At 65.5% G+C, this 16,707-nt stretch carries 10 protein-coding genes; 4 read left to right on the top strand and 6 right to left on the bottom strand.

Annotation, left to right across the window (positions count from 1 at the left end; translation table 11 throughout):
- The first annotated feature begins 174 nt into the window (after window positions 1-174).
- Window positions 175-1,593, top strand: coding sequence for a TolC family outer membrane protein (locus tag JQ616_RS24370; protein ID WP_249137164.1), 1,419 nt, complete (start codon window positions 175-177; stop codon window positions 1,591-1,593).
- Window positions 1,594-1,731: 138 nt separating this feature from the next.
- Window positions 1,732-2,700: an amidohydrolase family protein gene (locus JQ616_RS24365; protein WP_212018816.1), complete on the top strand. Its 969-nt coding sequence runs from the start codon at window positions 1,732-1,734 to the stop codon at window positions 2,698-2,700.
- On the opposite strand, the gene JQ616_RS24360 is transcribed toward JQ616_RS24365, so the two are convergent.
- The 3 genes from JQ616_RS24360 to JQ616_RS24350 all read right to left on the bottom strand — a co-directional run bounded on the left by JQ616_RS24360 (window position 2,693) and on the right by JQ616_RS24350 (window position 8,710).
- Window positions 2,693-5,827 (bottom strand): efflux RND transporter permease subunit, encoded by a 3,135-nt coding sequence (locus tag JQ616_RS24360; protein WP_212018814.1) that lies wholly within the window; start codon window positions 5,825-5,827, stop codon window positions 2,693-2,695. The genes JQ616_RS24365 and JQ616_RS24360 overlap by 8 nt on opposite strands.
- A gap of 90 nt (window positions 5,828-5,917) precedes the next feature.
- On the bottom strand, window positions 5,918-7,168 hold the full coding sequence (locus JQ616_RS24355; RefSeq protein ID WP_212018812.1) for an efflux RND transporter periplasmic adaptor subunit: 1,251 nt from the start codon (window positions 7,166-7,168) through the stop codon (window positions 5,918-5,920).
- 150 nt (window positions 7,169-7,318) lie between these two features.
- Entirely contained in the window at window positions 7,319-8,710 is a 1,392-nt protein-coding gene (locus tag JQ616_RS24350) for a CoA transferase (protein WP_212018810.1), read from the bottom strand.
- A gap of 88 nt (window positions 8,711-8,798) precedes the next feature.
- On the opposite strand from JQ616_RS24350, the gene JQ616_RS24345 reads away from it, so the two are divergent.
- Window positions 8,799-9,086, top strand: a complete 288-nt coding sequence (locus tag JQ616_RS24345) for a hypothetical protein (protein WP_028345379.1) — start codon at window positions 8,799-8,801, stop codon at window positions 9,084-9,086.
- A 689-nt stretch (window positions 9,087-9,775) separates the two neighbouring features.
- Here JQ616_RS24345 and JQ616_RS24340 read toward each other — a convergent pair.
- The gene (locus JQ616_RS24340; protein ID WP_212018808.1) at window positions 9,776-10,312 is read right to left on the bottom strand and encodes a GlcG/HbpS family heme-binding protein; all 537 of its coding nucleotides are present in this window, start codon (window positions 10,310-10,312) and stop codon (window positions 9,776-9,778) included.
- Window positions 10,313-10,528: 216 nt separating this feature from the next.
- On the opposite strand from JQ616_RS24340, the gene JQ616_RS24335 reads away from it, so the two are divergent.
- Window positions 10,529-11,299 (top strand): SDR family NAD(P)-dependent oxidoreductase, encoded by a 771-nt coding sequence (locus tag JQ616_RS24335; protein WP_212018806.1) that lies wholly within the window; start codon window positions 10,529-10,531, stop codon window positions 11,297-11,299.
- Window positions 11,300-11,490: 191 nt separating this feature from the next.
- Here the strand turns inward: JQ616_RS24335 and JQ616_RS24330 are convergent, their stop codons facing one another.
- Window positions 11,491-15,045 carry an error-prone DNA polymerase gene (locus JQ616_RS24330; protein WP_212018804.1) on the bottom strand — a complete coding sequence of 1,185 codons (3,555 nt, stop codon included), beginning with the start codon at window positions 15,043-15,045 and terminating at the stop codon, window positions 11,491-11,493.
- Window positions 15,042-16,682, bottom strand: coding sequence for a Y-family DNA polymerase (locus tag JQ616_RS24325; protein ID WP_433995998.1), 1,641 nt, complete (start codon window positions 16,680-16,682; stop codon window positions 15,042-15,044). The genes JQ616_RS24330 and JQ616_RS24325 overlap by 4 nt, the downstream gene beginning before the upstream one ends.
- Window positions 16,683-16,707 lie beyond the last annotated feature (25 nt).

The following is a 16,707-nucleotide window of genomic DNA, read 5'->3' as shown; positions in this document are numbered from 1 at the left end:
ATACTTCATATGACAGTTGCGTTCGCCTGTGACGAACCGGCAACAGACAAGAACCGAAATGATGTGCAGATGTCGCGTGGCGGTTTGCCTGTGGCGGCGCCGCCCCGTAAACAGGTAGATGTGTCGAAGGCGTCGGCGGAGGCGGACTGCCGGGGTTTTGGTGTGCGGGATCACATGGTTGAGCGTGCCGCGGATATTGGCGAGGTAGCGAGGCGCGTGCTTTTGTCGGGCATCGGCCTTGGCGCCTTGGCATGCGCGCTGCTGACCTGTCCCGCAGCCCGCGCCGAGAGCCTGCCCGAAGCTCTGGTCAAGGCCTATCAGACCAATCCACAGCTCAATGCCGAACGGGCGCGCCAGCGCGCCACCGACGAGAACGTGCCGCAGGCGCTGGCCGGCTACCGCCCCCAGATCGTCGCGGGTCTCTCGGTCGGCCTGCAGGCGGTGCGTGACCAGCTGCCCGGCAATGTCATCCAGACCGCGACGCTGAAGCCCTGGCAGATCGGCGTCACGGTGACCCAGACCCTGTTCAACGGTTTCAAGACCGCCAACAGCGTCCGCGTCGCCGAGCTGCAGGTGCAGTCCGGCCGTGAGGCGCTGCGCAATGTCGGCCAGGGCGTGCTGCTCGACGCCGTCACCGCCTATACCAACGTGCTGGCCAACCAGACCCTGGTCGAGGCGCAGCGCTCCAACGTCGCCTTCCTGAAGGAGACCCAGGCGATCACCCAGCGCCGCCTCAATGCCGGCGACGTCACGCCGACCGACACCGCCCAGGCCGAGGCCCGGCTCAATCGCGGCCTCGCCGATCTCAACGCCGCCGAGGTCAACTTCGCGATCAGCCAGGCCACTTATGCGCAGGTGATCGGCAACCCGCCATCGCAATTGCGGCCAGCCGAGACCACCGACCGGCTGCTGCCGCGCAGCCGCGAGGACGCGATTGCATTGTCGCTCCGCGAGCATCCCGCCGTGACCGCGGCCGGCTTCGACGTCGACGTCGCCTCGACCTCGATCCGCGTCGCCGAAAGCAGCCTGATGCCGAACGTCTCAGTGCAGGGCAGCGTCAGCCGCGCGCGTGATACCGACACCACGCTCGGCTCCTTCGGCACCGATCAGGCCTCGGTGATCGGCCAGATCACCCAGCCGATCTACGACGGCGGCACCGCGGCCTCGCAGACCCGGCAGGCCAAGGAAGTGGCGGCGCAGAGCCGGCTGGTGCTGGATCAGGTGCGCAATCAGGCCAAGACCGCCGTGGTCAGCGCCTGGGTCGCCAATGAGGGCGCCAAGATCGCGGTGTCGGCCTCCGAGTCGGAGGTGAAAGCTGCGGAGGTTGCGCTGGCCGGCGTGCAGAAGGAAGCCGCCGGCGGCCAGCGCACCACGGTCGACGTGCTCAATGCCCAGCAGGATTTGATCACGGCGCGGGCGCGGTTGATCGGTGCGCAGCGCGACCGCGTGATCGCTTCGTACACGCTGCTCAGCGCGGTCGGGCGCCTCGACGTCAAGACGCTCAATCTCAAGACGCCGGACTATCTGCCCGAGGTGCATTACCACCAGGTCCGCGACGCGTGGCACGGCCTGCGCACGCCGTCGGGACAATAGGTTTTGTGGAACCGTTCGCGCGGCGAACGGACCCTTTCCGCCCGCTCTCTCCGCCGATAACCTCCCGCCTCGCCGGCCATCAACAATGCCGGTGCGCGGAGTGCGCGCATAACAGCCGAGCACGCAGGGAGACGTCCAATGCTGACGCGACGCGATATGATGCTGGCTTCCATCGCAGCCGGAGTGACCATGACCAGCAGCAACGCATTTTCCAAGGCATCGCAACCATCGACCGCGGTGAACTTCGACGTGCCCGCCGGTGCGTGCGACTGCCACACCCACATCCATGGCGATCCCGCCAAGTTCCCGTTCTTCGCCGGCCGCGTCTACACCCCGGAGCCGGCCTCGCCGGAAGAGATGAGCGCGCTGCACAAGGCGCTGCATGTCGAGCGCGTGGTGATCGTGACCCCGAGCGTCTACGGCCCCGACAATTCGTCGACGCTGTTCGGCATGATCGCTCGCGGGCCGACCGCGCGCGGTGTCGCCGTGATCGACGACAAGACCAGCGAGGGCGACCTTGATGCCATGCACAAGGCCGGTTTCCGCGGCATTCGCCTCAACCTCGCGACCGGCGGCGTCAACGATCCCAATGTCGGCCGGCAGCGCTTCTCGGCCGCGATCGAGCGGATGAAGGCGCGCGGCTGGCATGTGCAGCTGTTCACCAGCCTCGCCATGATCTCCGCGATCAAGGATTTGGTCGCCACCGCACCCGTGCCTGTCGTGTTCGACCATTTCGGCGGCGCCGAGGCCGCGCTCGGCACTGGCCAGCCGGGGTTCGGCGACCTGCTCGCGCTGGTCAAATCCGGCAAGGCCTACGTCAAGATTTCCGGAGCCTACCGCGCCTCCAAGCTCGCGCCCGATTATGCCGACGCCGCGCCGCTGGCGCAGGCGCTGATCGCAGCCAATGCCGAGCGCATCGTCTGGGGCACCGATTGGCCGCACCCGGATTCGGTGACGCCACCGGGCAAGCAGGTCACCGACGTGACGCCGCTGTATCAGATCGACGACGGCCGCCTCCTCAACCAGCTTCCGGTCTGGGCGCCGGACGCCGCGGTGCGCAAGACCATCCTGGTCGACAATCCGGCACGGCTCTACGGCTTCACCTGATATTGTCCTTCGGCCGGCGCGAGAAGTAGGAGATCAGCACCGGCAGGGTGATCAGGATCACCAGCGGCGCCAGCATCATGCCGGTGACGACGACGATGGCGAGCGGCTTCTGCACCTGCGAGCCGATGCCCTCCGACACCGCCGCCGGCAACAGGCCGATGCCGGCGACGACGCAGGTCATCAGCACCGGACGAAGCTGCAATTCGCCGGTGCGGATCACCGCGCGCATCCGGTCGTAGCCTTCGTCGATCAGCTGGTTGAACTGCGACAGGATGATGATGCCGTCCATCACAGCGATGCCGAATAGCGCGATGAAGCCGATCGCCGCCGACACGCTGAACGGGATGCCGGAGATCAAAAGCCCGAGCACGCCGCCGAAGATCGCCATCGGGATCACGCTCATCGCCAGCATGGTGTCGACCATCGAGCCGAAATTGAAGAACAGCAGCACCGCGATCAGCACGAGGCTGATCGGCACCACGATCGACAGCCGCTTGATCGCGTCCTGCAGATTGCCGAACTCGCCGACCCATTCGAGACGCGAACCGGGCGGCAACTGGACCTGCTCGTTGACCTTCTGCTGCGCCTCCAGGATCGCGCTGCCGAGGTCGCGGTCGCGCACCGAGAACTTGATCGGCAAATAGCGTTCCTGCTGCTCGCGATAGATGTAGGCAGCGCCCGACACCAGCTTGATCGAGGCGACCTCGCTCAGCGGGATCTGCGTGACCCCGCCGTTGGGATTGCTTGCCCCGATCCGGAGGTTCTGGATCGCCTCGGCGCTCTTGCGATAGTCCGGCGCGAGCCGAACGATGATCGGGAAGTGCCGGTCGCTGCCGGGCTCGTAGAGATCGCCGGCGGTGTCGCCGCCGACCGCGACCTTGATGGTGGCGTTGATGTCGCCCGGGGACAGGCCGTAACGCGCCGCCCGCGCACGATCGACGTCGATCTGGACGGTCGGCTGGCCGAGCGAGGTGAACACCGCGAGGTCGGTAATGCCTTGCACGGTCGACAACACGGACTTGATCTTGTTGGCGGTGTCGGTCAGCGCCTGCAAATCGTTGCCATAGAGCTTGATCGAATTTTCGCCCTTCACGCCCGACACCGCTTCCGAGACGTTGTCCTGCAGATATTGCGAGAAGTTGAATTCGACGCCGGGGAACTTGTCCTGCAACTGCGCCAACAGTTGCGCGGTGAGTTCGTCCTTGTCATGTGTGTTTGGCCATTCGCCGGCCGGCTTCAGCGGCGCGAAGAACTCGGCATTGAAGAATCCGGCCGCGTCGGTGCCGTCGTCGGGACGGCCGTGCTGCGACACCACCGACACCACCTCGGGTCGGTTGCGGATCAGCTTGCGCATCTCGTTGACATAGGCGTTGCCCTCCTGCAGCGAGATCGTCGGCGGCAGCGTGGCGCGGATCCACAGATTGCCCTCTTCGAGCTTGGGCAGGAATTCGAGGCCGAGGAAGCGCACGCAGATGACGGTCGTGACGACGAGGCCGGCGGCGCCGGCCATCACGATCTTGCGGTTGGCGATCGCCCAGTTCAGGGCCGGCAGGTAGATCGCGTCGAGCTTCTTGACGATCCAGGTCTCGGTCTCATGGATATGCGCCGGCAGCACGATCGCGCTCAGCGCCGGCGTGATCGTGAAGGTCGCCAGCAGGCCGCCCGCCAACGCATAGGCATAGGTCCGCGCCATCGGCCCGAAGATGTTGCCCTCGACGCCGCCCAGCGTGAACAGCGGCAGGAACGCGGCGACGATGATGGTTGCGGCGAAGAAGATCGAGCGCGAGACGTCGGCGGCGGCCGACAGGATCGCATGGCTCTTCATGCCCATGACAGTATCTTCGGAGATATGGCTCTGCTCGGCCTCCGACAGCGCCGTGGTCTGCGACAATCGGCGGAAGATCGCCTCCACCATGATGACGGTGGCATCGACGATCAGGCCGAAATCGATCGCGCCGACCGACAGCAGGTTGGCGGATTCGCCGCGCAGCACCAGGATGATCACTGCGAAGAACAGCGCGAACGGGATCGTCGCGCCGACGATCAGCGCGCTGCGGAGATCGCCGAGGAAGATCCACTGCAGCAGCACGATCAGCAGGATGCCGACCACCATGTTGTGCAGCACGGTGTGGGTGGTGAGCTCGATCAGGTCCTTGCGGTCATAGATGCGTTCGATCTTGACGCCCGGCGGCAGGATCGTCGAATTGTTGATCTGGTTGACCAGCTGCTCGACGCGGGCGATCGTCGGCGAAGATTGCTCGCCGCGGCGCATCAGCACGATGCCCTGCACGATGTCGTCGTCACCATCGATGCCGGCGATGCCGAGTCGCGGCTTCTCGCCGATCGTGACCGCGCCGATGTCCTTGACCAGCACCGGATTGCCGCCGGACTGCGCGATCATGGTGTTGGCGAGATCGTCGATCGAGCGGATCAGGCCGACGCCGCGCACCACGGCCGACTGCGAGCCGATGTTCACGGTGTTGCCGCCGACATTGATGTTGGCGTTGGAAACCGCCTGCAGCACCTGCGGCAGCGTCAGGCCATTGGCGACCAGCTTGTTGAAGTCGACCTGGATCTCGTAGGTCTTGGTCTTGCCGCCCCAGCCGGTGACGTCGATCACGCCGGGCACGGCGCGGAAGCGGCGCTGCAGCACCCAGTCCTGCAGCGTCTTGAGGTCGAGCACGCTGTAGTTTGGCGGCCCCTTCAGCCGGTAGCGGAAGATCTCGCCGATCGGGCTGGTCGGCGAGATGCCGGGCTGCACGTTGCCCGGCAGTGGGGCGAGTTGCGACAGCCGGTTCAGCACCTGCTGCAGCGCCTCGTCATAGGTGTAGTCGAACGAGAACTGCAGTTTGACGTCGGAAAGGCCGTACAGCGAAATGGTACGGATGGTCTTCAGGTTCTTGATGCCGGCGACCTGGGTCTCGATCGGGATCGTGATGTAGCGCTCGATCTCCTCGGCCGAGAGGCCCGGGCTCTGGGTCACGATGTCGACCATCGGCGGGGTCGGATCGGGATAGGCTTCGATGTTGAGTTGCTGGAACGCGAGCAGACCGCCGATGATGACGATGGCGAACAGCGCCACCATCAAGTAGCGGCGATTGACGGCGATTGCGACAAGGCGATCCATTCAGATCGGAGCTTTCAACGGTGAGGATTTGTCTTGCTGAACATAGTCGATCCGGAAAAGCCGGGTCCCCGATTTCCGGATCATGCGTCGTTAGGTGCCGGACGCGGCGCGGTCGATGAAGAGGCTTCCCTTCGTCACGATCTGCTCGCCCGGCTTGAGGTTGCCGGCGACCTCGACGAGATCGCCATTGATGAGACCGGGCTTGATCTGACGCAGCTCGATGCTCTTGTCGTCGGGCTTCGCGACCCAGACGCGAACCTGATCACCCTCATAGATCAGTGCCTGCTTCGGCACGCCGACCGCCGGATGCTCGCCCTTCGAATACAGCGTCACGTTGGCGAACATCTCCGGCTTCAGCCGGTTGTCGGCGTTGTCGATGGTGGCGCGGACCAATAGCCGGCGCGAGGTCGGGTCGATCGCCGCGGCCACGTAGTTGATCCGGGCCGAGAACACCTTGCCCGGCAGCGCCATCACGCTGAAGCTGGCATCCTGCCCGACCGCGACATTGTCGGCATCGGACTCCCGGACATAGGCGATCAGCCAGACGGTGGAGAGATCGCCGATCACATAGACCGGGTCGCTGGCACCGGTCGAGACATACTGGCCCGGACCGGCCTTGCGCTGCACGATGGTGCCGCCGAGCGGCGCGAACACCGTCGTCTCCGGATTGAGCCGGCCCTTCTGCTGCAGCGTGGTGATGGCGTCGTCGCCGAAGCCGAGGATGTGCAGCTTGTTCTGGGCGGCTTCCAGCAAGGTCTGCGCCGAGCGCGCATCGTTCTGCGCCTGCACCAGCGTCGCCTGCGCCTGCTGATAATCCTTCAGCGGGATCGCCTTGCCGTCGGACAGGTCCTTGGCGCGCTTCTCCTGGATCGCGGCAAGGTCGAGCGCCGACTGCGCCTTGTTGAGGCCTGTCATCGCGGCGACATAATCGTTTTGCGCCTGCACCGTGTCGGCGGCTTCGATCACGAACAGCGGCTGTCCCTTGGTCACGCTCTCGCCCGGCCGCACCAGCAGACGGGTAACGCGGCCGGTATAGGGCGAATACACCGGGGTCGAGCGATCCTCATCGATCCCGATCTTGCCCTCGGTCACCAGTTCGGAGCGGAAGGTGTGCTCGGCCACCGGCTGGAAGGTCAGGCTGGCCCATTCGGGCGCGGTCGGGGTGTAGCGTGATCCCCCCTTGCGGGACTGGCTGGAAACCTCGGACGACGGCGTCGGCTTGGCCGCGCTGAGGCGCATATAGCCGTAGACGGCGGCACCGGCCACCGCCGCCACCACCACCACCGTCACCAGCCGCGGTCGGCTAAGGGTCTGCATTCGTTTGCTAAGCTCTCTAAGCATGCGGTCCGAGGCTCGGTCGTTGCAGCTTCCGGGGGGACGGCCGCAACGGTGCGCTAATAGTGCCGAATTGGTGTCGCAAACAACCTAAAAAACGCGGTTCGGCTGCGCTTGAGGTTAAAGTTTGGTCGGCATGAACAACGGCTGAATGTCTCATCCGGGAAACTCCGGGGGATTGCTGCCGAGCGGCATGGCCGGGCGGGACCAATGCGCCGGGGTCCGCGACAGAATCGCCGCGTGCCGGACCGAGCTCAGGGTGCCAAAACCGGACGGAAGCTGCTCGATGAAGGGCTGCACCGCGTCCGCCTTGAGGTCCTCGGTGGCAAGGCCGCCTTCAAGACGGCCGAGATTCCACAGCCAGCGCCCCGACTGCGCCAGCGACACCCGGACGTGCCAGCTGCCGCCCTCGCGCGCCTGACGGGCCCTGGCCATCATGGCGCCGAACGCCATGAAATATCCGGTGGCGTGGTCGAGCATCTGGGCCGGCAATTCCTTCGGTCCGTCGACGCCTGCGGCCTGCCCCTCGGCGTGATTGAAGCCGGTCGTGGTCTGCACCAGCGAATCGAAGCCGCGGCGCTCCGCCCATGGTCCGGCATGGCCATAGGCCGACAGCGTCACATAGACGATCCCGGGATTGATGCGCGCTGCCTCCTCCGGCGAAAAGCCGAGCCGTGCGATCGCCTGCGGACGATAGCCCTGCGAGAGGATATCGGCCTGCATCACGAGGCCGCGCATCGCAGCCCGGCCCTGCTCGCTCTTCAGCTCGATGAGGCTCGTCAGCTTGCCGCGGCCGGTGTCGATGGTCAGCCACGGGATCGCCGGCAGGTCGGGACCGGAGATCAACAGCACGTCGGCGCCATGCGCCGCGAGCGTGCGCCCGGCGACGGGGCCTGCGATCACACGCGACAGATCGAGCACCCGGATGCCGGCCAGCGGTCGGCCGCCGGCGGGCCATGGCTTGGGTGCGGCCTCGCCGATCTTCTCGATCGAGATCAACGGCAGTCTTGCCAGCTCCTTGGCATGAGGCGTCGCCGACCATTCGTCATATGAGCGCATCAAGGCGACGACGCCGCCGGCGGCATAGGCCGCGGTCTCGAACGCCTCGCCGTCCCATTGCAGCAGCGCGGCCTGGACGTCATCACGCTCGGCGTTGCAGCCAAGCACCTTGCAGACCGCGTCGCGGTGATGCGGAAAATTGGTGTGGAGCCGGACGAAGCGGTTGTCGCGCGTGCGGTAGACGCCGGCGATCTTGTCCCAGGCCGGCGGCGGCGGCTTGCCGTCCACGCGCAGATAGCGCTCGCTGCGGCATTCGACGACGGCATGGCGGATATCGACCGCGACCTTCTGCCCCTCACCGCTGCGGGCTTGCCAGATCTCGGCCGCGGCAAGGCCGGCCGCTGCGATCGGCGCCTGCGCGGCGGCTGCGACCCGAAAGGACGACGGCAGTTGCGGCTCGCTGCCGGTCAGGCTGACCGCATCAAGCGCGGACGGCTCGCCGCCGGCGCCGGTCCAGAGATCGGCTAGGATTTCACGGATGCCCTGCATGCGCATTCCTCTTTATGATCCTTCTATGCCCGAGCATGATGACAAAAAGGCGGTCCCTGATCTCTGCCGAACCCGAACAGGAGTTGCAATGGCTGCCATCGATCCCCTTACCGCCGGCGGTGTCTTCCTCGCGACCGCGGCGACCGACGCGGTCTATGTGATGTTCACCTCGGCCGTCGTGGCGCGCAAGCGCGTGCCGGCGGCGACCTGGAGCAGCGTCTGGTACGTGCTCTCGTCCTATGCGGTGATCAGCTACACCGAGAACTGGCTCTACGTTGCGTTCGCCGCACTCGGCTCATGGGTCGGCGCCTATGCATCGATCACCTTCCTGCACCGCCCGCCGGGTGGACCACCGGTGGGCGCCGCGGTGGAATAGTGTGCAGCTGTGCAAGAATTCATCCGTCCGCGAAGGCAGGCCGCTTGTAAGCTTCACGTCAGTTTCACGTAAGCTACGTGTCAGCATTCTCGCGACACGAACTGTCCGAGCTTTGCTTGTCTTTCCGCCCTCCTCTCACAGAGGGCGCAGGGAAAGCCGGGTGCCGATCGCACCCATGGGCCCCGAGCAAAGAGGTAGAACGCTCGGGGGTAGGACCACAGGTGTAACCGGAGCAATCCGGCTTTCCCTGCGCGATGGCTTACGGCTTACTTCGTGCTCTCCCCGGCGAGACTGGGCTTTGTTGTCACCGCCGGTGCAAGACGCTTGGCGTCTTGCAACAGGACACCTACCACTAGGGCGTCAGGACCACACGACTTCACCGTCCGCTAGCTGCGCGCACTCGTCAGTTGCGCGAGCAGCGTCCACCGCATCTCGACCCGCGTTCGTGACGACCGCGAAGCGCCCCTCGTGTCGGGTGAGACGGCAGCATTGAACATCTGAGTTGGGTCACGAGTCAAGTTAAATTCTGAAAAGCCGAATGAATGAATTGCCGGCCAGTAGGAGCGAAACCCATCATTGGCGCCGCGGAGAGCAATTGATGGATTTCGCTTCGCTCTACCCATCCTACAGGTCACGCGTTGAAAGCGCCTACCGGACCGGGCGTCCGGCAGAAGCTGCACCCCGCTACCTCACTTCAGCGCAGCCTGCCCGGCGAGCGAGATCACATTGTCCTGCGAGCCCGAACCGCCGCTGACGCCGATGGCGCCGACGATCTTGCCGTCGACGATCAGGAGATTGCCGCCGCGCGAGGCGATCACGTCGTCGAGGGTTGTGAGATAGTTGAAGTAAGCTCCCTTGCCGATCAGATTCTCGAAGGCCAGCGTGGGCCGGCGATAGCGCGTCGCGGTGCGGGCCTTGTGTTGCGAGACGCCGATCGAGGCGTATTGGCAGTTGTCCTGCTTCTCGAAGTAGACGAGCTCGCCGGCCGGGTTGACGATCGCGATGCAGAACGCATTCCAGTTTCGCTTCTGGGTCTCGGCGACCGCGGCAGCGGCAACCTTCTTGGCGGTCTCGAGGTTGATCGGCTCGCCATAGGGCGGCGGCGCGAGCGCATCGGGGACGACGTCGTTGGGATTGTCGGGATTGGAGGGCACCTGGGCAAACGCGCCGGTGGCCGTGACGAACGCGATGCAAGCCGCGCCGATGAGCGCAGTGAGATAACGCATGGAGTGCTCCCGAATGTTGTCGTTGCAAACCCCGGATCGATCGTCCGGGCGGCGGGACGATAGCAACTGATCCGTGGCGCACAAGGCGGGATGGGATTGGGTGCACCGCGATATTCGCTTGGCTACAATGAAAATCGCGTGACGCGCGGGAATATCGAGGTCGCGCAGTGCTGCGATGGACGCTACAGTCCGCGCGCATCAGCAAAGGATATGCGAATGGATCTGGGTTTGAAGGGAAGAAATGCCATCGTGCTCGGCGGCACGCGCGGCATCGGGCGGGCGATCGCGGCGACACTGGCCGGCGAAGGCGCGGGCGTCGCGGTCTGTGCCCGCAATGCCGAGCAGGTCGCGGCCAGCGTTGCCGAGTTGAAAGCTGCCGGCGTGCGCGTCGCCGGCGCGGCCGTCGATATCACCGACGCAGCGGCGTTGAAATCATGGATCGCCGGTGCCGCAGCCGAACTGGGCAGCATCGACATGCTGTTCTCCAATGCAGGCGCGATGGCGCAAGGCGGCGATCCCGCATCATGGGAGCAGAATTTCCGGCTCGACGTGCTCGGCGCGGTGAACGCCTTCGAGGCCGCGCGGCCGTTCCTCGAGGCGAGCGGCGAAAAGACCGGCGATGCGGCCTTCGTCATCATCTCGTCGATCTCGGCAGCGCAGGCAGATCGCGCCGGCTCGTATGGCCCGATCAAGGCGGCGCTGGTGCACATGGCGAAGGGACTGGCGCGGCAATACGCAGCGAAGAAAATCCGCGTCAACGTGGTGTCGCCGGGTACGGTGTATTTCAAGGGCGGCGTCTGGAACATGGTCGAGCAGAACACGCCCAAGATCTATCAGGACGCGCTGGCCCGTAACCCGACCGGCCGCATGGCGACGCCCCAGGAGATCGCCAGCGCCGCGGTGTTTCTGGCGAGCCCTATCTCATCGTTCACGACAGGCTCGAACCTCGTTGTCGACGGCGCGATCTCGAACCGGGTGAATTTTTAGCGGAACACTTCACCGCATATTCGATGTCGTCCTGGCGAAAGCCAGGACCCATTACCCCAACTGCCAAGTGTTCCGCGGCGCTGGGGCCACGATCCCTACGGCAACGGAATTCGGTGGTTATGGGTCCTGGCTTTCGCCAGGACGACGATGAGGGGATAGACGGCCCAACAACCACCGTCATCGCGCAGCCACTAGTGAAAATCCCGGGACGGCGGCAGGATGCGGACGTTGCGGGGGTGGCGGATTTTTTGCGGCGAGTTGTCGCCGTGATCGCGGCGGTCGTCGTTCAGCGGCTCGATCAGCGCGGGGCCCGCCGGCACCGAATGCTTGCGGGAGAGGGATTCGTTGGCGAGGCCGATCAGATCGTGGGAACGGTCGATCAAGCGCTGCGCCACCAGATGCGTCACGCCCTCCGGGCTGCTCTGGATATAGCCCTCGACCAGGATCAGGCGCGCGCCCATCACCTCCTTGCGGTACTGCTCCATCACCTTGGGCCACACCACGATGTTGGCGATGCCGGTCTCGTCCTCCAGCGTCATGAACACCACGCCCTTGGCGCTGCCCGGCCGCTGCCGCACCAGCACCACGCCGGCGCAACGGACGCGGCGGCGATCGTTGCTCCGGTTGATGGTGTGGCAGGCGACGACGCGTTCCCTGGTGAACATCTCACGCAAGAATTCCATCGGATGGCCCTTCAGCGACATGCGGATGGTCTGATAGTCGGCGACCACCTGCTCGGGACGCGGCATCTCCGGCAGCGGCTTTGCGCCCTCGTCCGGCTGTTCGCGCGCGGTGGCGGCCTCGAACAGCGGCAGCGCCACATCGTCGGGCAGCCGCCGGACCGCCCACAGCGCCTCGCGGCGGTCGAGCCCGAGCGAGCGGAACGCATCGGCATCGGCAAGCAGGATCAGCGCGCGTTTGGGCAGAGCGGTGTCGCGGGCGAAGTCTTCCAGCGAGGTGAACGGCCGGCGGTTACGCGCGGCGACGATGCGGTCGGCCCAGTCTTTCTCCACTTCGTTTAAGGCCGCGCGGGAGGTGGTTGGGCTCTCTCCCCCCTTGCGGGGGAGAGTTGGAGAGAGGGGTAAGCCACGACCACCGCCCGTGCGGCTCACCCCTCTCCCTACCCCTCCCCCGCAAGGGGGGAGGGAACCCGCCCATTCGTGCCTCCCTGACTCATACACGTCTACGTTTCGCGCGCTATGCTGCGCCTGCATTCGTTTCAACCGCTGCTCATCCGGATCGAGCCAATGAAATCCGTCGATCTGGCGGAAGCCGAGCCGCACCGCGCAGTGATCGCCGACCTTTTCCTCCAGCGTGTTCTGCGCAAAGCTGAAGGAGACATCGACCTCGCGCACGGTAACGCCGTTGTTGCGGGCGTCACCGACGATCTGCGCCGGGGCATAGAAGCCCATCGGCTGCGAGTTCAGCAGGCCGCAGCAGAATGCATCGGGATGATGGTGCTTCAGCCATGAGGAGATGTAGACGAGCTGGGCGAAACTCGCAGCGTGGCTTTCCGGGAAGCCGTAGGAGCCAAAACCCTTGATCTGGTCGAAGCAGCTGCGCGCGAACTCCGGATCGTAACCACGCGCCACCATGTTGCCGACCAGCTTCTCCTCGTAAGTGCCGATGGTGCCGAGATTGCGGAAGGTCGCCATCGAGCGGCGCAGGCCGTTGGCCTCCTCCGACGTGAAATGCGCCGCCTCGATCGCGATCCGCATCGCCTGCTCCTGGAACAGCGGCACGCCGAGCGTCTTGTGCAGGACATTGTAGAGCTCGTTCTTGTCGCCCTGGTCGGGCGCAGGCGACGGATAAGTCACCTGCTCCTGCTTATTCCGCCGGCGCAGATAAGGATGAACCATGTCGCCCTGGATCGGGCCGGGGCGCACGATCGCGACCTCGATGACGAGGTCGTAGAAGGTGCGCGGCTTGAGACGCGGCAGCATGTTCATTTGCGCCCGGCTCTCGACCTGGAACACGCCGAGCGACTCGCCGCGGCACAGCATGTCGTAGACTTCCTTTTCGTCCGGCGGGACGGTGGCGAGTTCCCAGCGCTTGCCCTTGTGGTGATCGATCAGGTCGAAGCATTTGCGGATGCAGGTCAGCATGCCCAGCGCCAGCACGTCGACCTTCATCATATGCAGCGCATCGACGTCGTCCTTGTCCCATTCGATGAAGGTGCGGTCGTCCATCGCGGCATTGCCGATCGGCACATAGGTGTCGAGCCGGTCCTGGGTCAGCACATAGCCGCCGACATGCTGCGAGAGATGGCGGGGAAACTCGATCAGCTCGGTGGCGAGCGCGACCGCGAGGTTGATCATCGCATTTTTCGGATCGAGCCCGGCCTGCCGCACCTGCATGTCGTTGAGGCCCTTGCCCCAGCTGCCCCAGACGGTGTCGGCGAGCGCAGCGGTGACGTCCTCGGTCAGCCCGAGCGCCTTGCCGACATCGCGGATCGCGCTGCGCGGACGATAATGGATGATGGTGGCGATGATCGCGGCGCGGTGGCGGCCGTAGCGGCGATAGACATATTGCATCACCTCCTCGCGCCGCGAATGCTCGAAATCGACGTCGATGTCGGGCGGCTCCAGCCGCTCCTTGGAGATGAAGCGCTCGAACAACAGATCGACCTTGGTCGGATCGACCGAGGTGACGCCGAGCACGTAGCAGACCGCCGAATTCGCCGCCGAGCCGCGCCCCTGGCACAGGATGTTCTGGCTGCGCGCATAGTGAACGATGTCGTGCACGGTGAGGAAGTAATGTGCGTATTTCAGCTCGGCGATCAGCGTGAGCTCCTTGTTCAGGGTCGCGCGAAGTGTGTCGGTGATATTGGCGACGCCGCCAAAATATTTATCGACGCCAGCCCAGGTCAGGTCTTCCAGATGCTGCTGCGCGGTCTTGCCCGGCGGCACCGGCTCGTCGGGATACTGGTATTTGAGCTGGTCGAGCGAGAACGAGATGCGCCCGGCAAAGCGCATGGTTTCCGCGATCGCATCCGGCAGATCGCGGAACAATCGCATCATCTCATGCGCCGGCTTGAGATGCCGCTCGGCATTGGCCTCGAGCCTGCGGCCGATAGCCTCGATCGTGGTCTTTTCACGGATGCAGGTCAGCACGTCCTGCAACGGGCGGCGCGCGGGATGGTGATAGAGCACCTCGTTGGTGGCGAGCAGCGGCACACCGGCCTCGGTGGAGAGACCATGCAGCCGCGCCAGGCGACGCTTGTCGTCGCCGCGATAGAGCAGGCTTGCGGCAAGCCAGACGCCGTCGGCAGCGCTGGCCTTCAGTTGCGCGAGTACGTCGAGCGCTTGCTCCGCTTCGAAACGATGCGGCAGCGCCAGCACCAAAAGCTGGCCTTCCGCGAAATCGATCAGATCGGGCAGCGTGAGCCGGCACTCGCCCTTCTCGATGCGGACGATGTCATCGCCACGCTTGCCGCGGGTCAGCAGCTGGCACAGCCGGCCATAGGCGGCGCGGTCGCGCGGATAGACCAGGATGTCGGGCGTGCCGTCGATGAAGACGATGCGGGCGCCGATCAGGAGTTTTGGCGGATGAAGAACCTTCTCGCTGTCGAGCTCCTTCCAGGCCCGCACCACGCCGGCCAGGGTGTTGTGATCGGCGAGCCCGATCACGGGGATCTTCAGTTCGCTCGCCTGATGCACATAGGCGCGCGGATCGGAGCCGCCGCGCAAGAAGGAGAAATTGCTGGTGATGCCGATCTCGGCATAGTCGGGCAGAGGTGTTGTCATGCGAACAGCCCGTGCACATACCAGTGGGCCGGAACGGACTTACCCTCTTCGTCCCGCAGCTCGCTCTCATAGAGACCATCACGAAAGATCCAGAAGCGCTGGCCCTCGGCGTCCTCGACGCGGAAGTAGTCGCGCGTCAGCGCCGCGCCATCCTGCTTCCACCATTCCATCGCGATCCGTTCGGGGCCCTCGACCCGCACCACCGCGTGCAAGGCGCGTCGCCAGGTGAATTGATGCGGCGGGCCGTCGGGCACGCTCGCGAACGGCACCTTGATCGGCTCGGGCTGCTCGAACAGCCTGAGCGGCCGCAGCGGCGGCTCGCCCATGACGCGCTCCGGCCAGGCGGCGGCGCTTGCCGCGGCCAGATGGTGCTGCGCCGGCAGCGCGAGCGCTGTGCGTTCGGGGATGTGGCTTTCCAGCGGCAGATGCACGACGACGCGCTTGCCGCCGATGCGGGCGGCGATGCGGTCGATCAGCGCCGAGATCTCGTCATTGTCGTGCACTGACGTATCGAGATCGCGCTGCTGCTGCACCACGATCTCGGTACGCCCGGCGGCAAGACGAATGAGATCGAAGCCGAAGCCGGGATCAAGCGGATCGTTGAGCGCATCGAGCCGCTCGCGGAACAGGCGGTCGATCATCTCCGGCCGCGTCACCGGCCGCCCGGTCTCGACCATGATCGCGCGCACCGCACCGTCGGTGCGAAAGAAGCTCGCTTCCAGCTGCCGCGCGCCCTTGCCCTGCTTGTCCATCGCCGCAACCAGCATTTTAGCGAGGCTCGAGAGCGTCAACGCGATCACGGTGTCGGTCGCGATCGGTTCCGGGAAACGCTTCTCGACAATGTAATCGGGCAGCGGCTTGCGCGGGCTGATCGGGGCATCGCCCCGCCCGAGCGCGTGACCGAGCAAGCTGGTGAAGGCTGCGCCAAACCGCGCCGATATCTCATGCGGCGCGCGCGCGGCGACATCGCCGACGCTCTTCAGGCCGGCGCGGCGCAGGCCGGTGGTGATCGCGGCATCGGCGCCGAGCGCCGACACCGGCAGCGGGCCGACCGCCGCCGCCTCCTCGCCATCGGCGACAATCTTGCCCGACGCGTGGCGCGTCAGCGTGCGCGCCGCGATCGAGGTGCCGGCAATGGCCGCGCTGACGGCAAAGCCGCGTCGGCTCAGCGCATGGGTCACGATCTGCAGCAGCGCTCGCTCGCCGCCGAACAGATGCGCGCAGCCGGTGATGTCGAGGAACAGCCCATCAGGCGCGTCGAGCGCGACCAGCGGCGTGAAGCGGTCGCACCAGTCGGCGATGTCGTTCAGCGTCTTCAGATCGGCGGCCGGATCGGCATCATAAACCGTGAGCTCCGGGCAGATCGCCCGCGCATTGGCGAGCGGCAACCCGATCGACAGCCCGGCGCGTACCGCAGCCTCGTCGATGGCATGCAGCAGGATCGCGTTGTGGTCTTTTGCCACCACGACGCTGGGAAGAACGTTGCTTAACCCATTCGTGAGGGACGCACTGACGGAAGGGTTCCCTCCCCCCTTGCGGGGGAGGGCTAGGGAGAGGGGTAAGCCGCATACGCCGGCGTCCGTGGCACCCCTCTCTCCAACTTCGAGAGCGAGCTCCGCTCGCCTCGGACCCCGCAAGGGGGGAGAGAGCCCAACCGATGTG

Origin of the sequence: Bradyrhizobium tropiciagri (assembly GCF_018130545.1) — a bacterium.
Classification (GTDB): domain Bacteria; phylum Pseudomonadota; class Alphaproteobacteria; order Rhizobiales; family Xanthobacteraceae; genus Bradyrhizobium; species Bradyrhizobium tropiciagri_A.
Note: the sequence above shows the minus strand (reverse complement) of the source record. Positions and strands in the feature narration are given on the sequence as shown.

Coding starts and splice junctions, on each gene's coding strand:
- JQ616_RS24355 (WP_212018812.1), bottom strand. CDS start 7,168: ATGCTTAGAGAGCTTAGCAAACGAATGCAGACCCTTAGCCGACCGCGG.
- JQ616_RS24365 (WP_212018816.1), top strand. CDS start 1,732: ATGCTGACGCGACGCGATATGATGCTGGCTTCCATCGCAGCCGGAGTG.
- JQ616_RS24340 (WP_212018808.1), bottom strand. CDS start 10,312: ATGCGTTATCTCACTGCGCTCATCGGCGCGGCTTGCATCGCGTTCGTC.
- JQ616_RS24360 (WP_212018814.1), bottom strand. CDS start 5,827: ATGGATCGCCTTGTCGCAATCGCCGTCAATCGCCGCTACTTGATGGTG.
- JQ616_RS24370 (WP_249137164.1), top strand. CDS start 175: ATGGTTGAGCGTGCCGCGGATATTGGCGAGGTAGCGAGGCGCGTGCTT.
- JQ616_RS24350 (WP_212018810.1), bottom strand. CDS start 8,710: ATGCAGGGCATCCGTGAAATCCTAGCCGATCTCTGGACCGGCGCCGGC.
- JQ616_RS24345 (WP_028345379.1), top strand. CDS start 8,799: ATGGCTGCCATCGATCCCCTTACCGCCGGCGGTGTCTTCCTCGCGACC.
- JQ616_RS24335 (WP_212018806.1), top strand. CDS start 10,529: ATGGATCTGGGTTTGAAGGGAAGAAATGCCATCGTGCTCGGCGGCACG.
- JQ616_RS24330 (WP_212018804.1), bottom strand. CDS start 15,045: ATGACAACACCTCTGCCCGACTATGCCGAGATCGGCATCACCAGCAAT.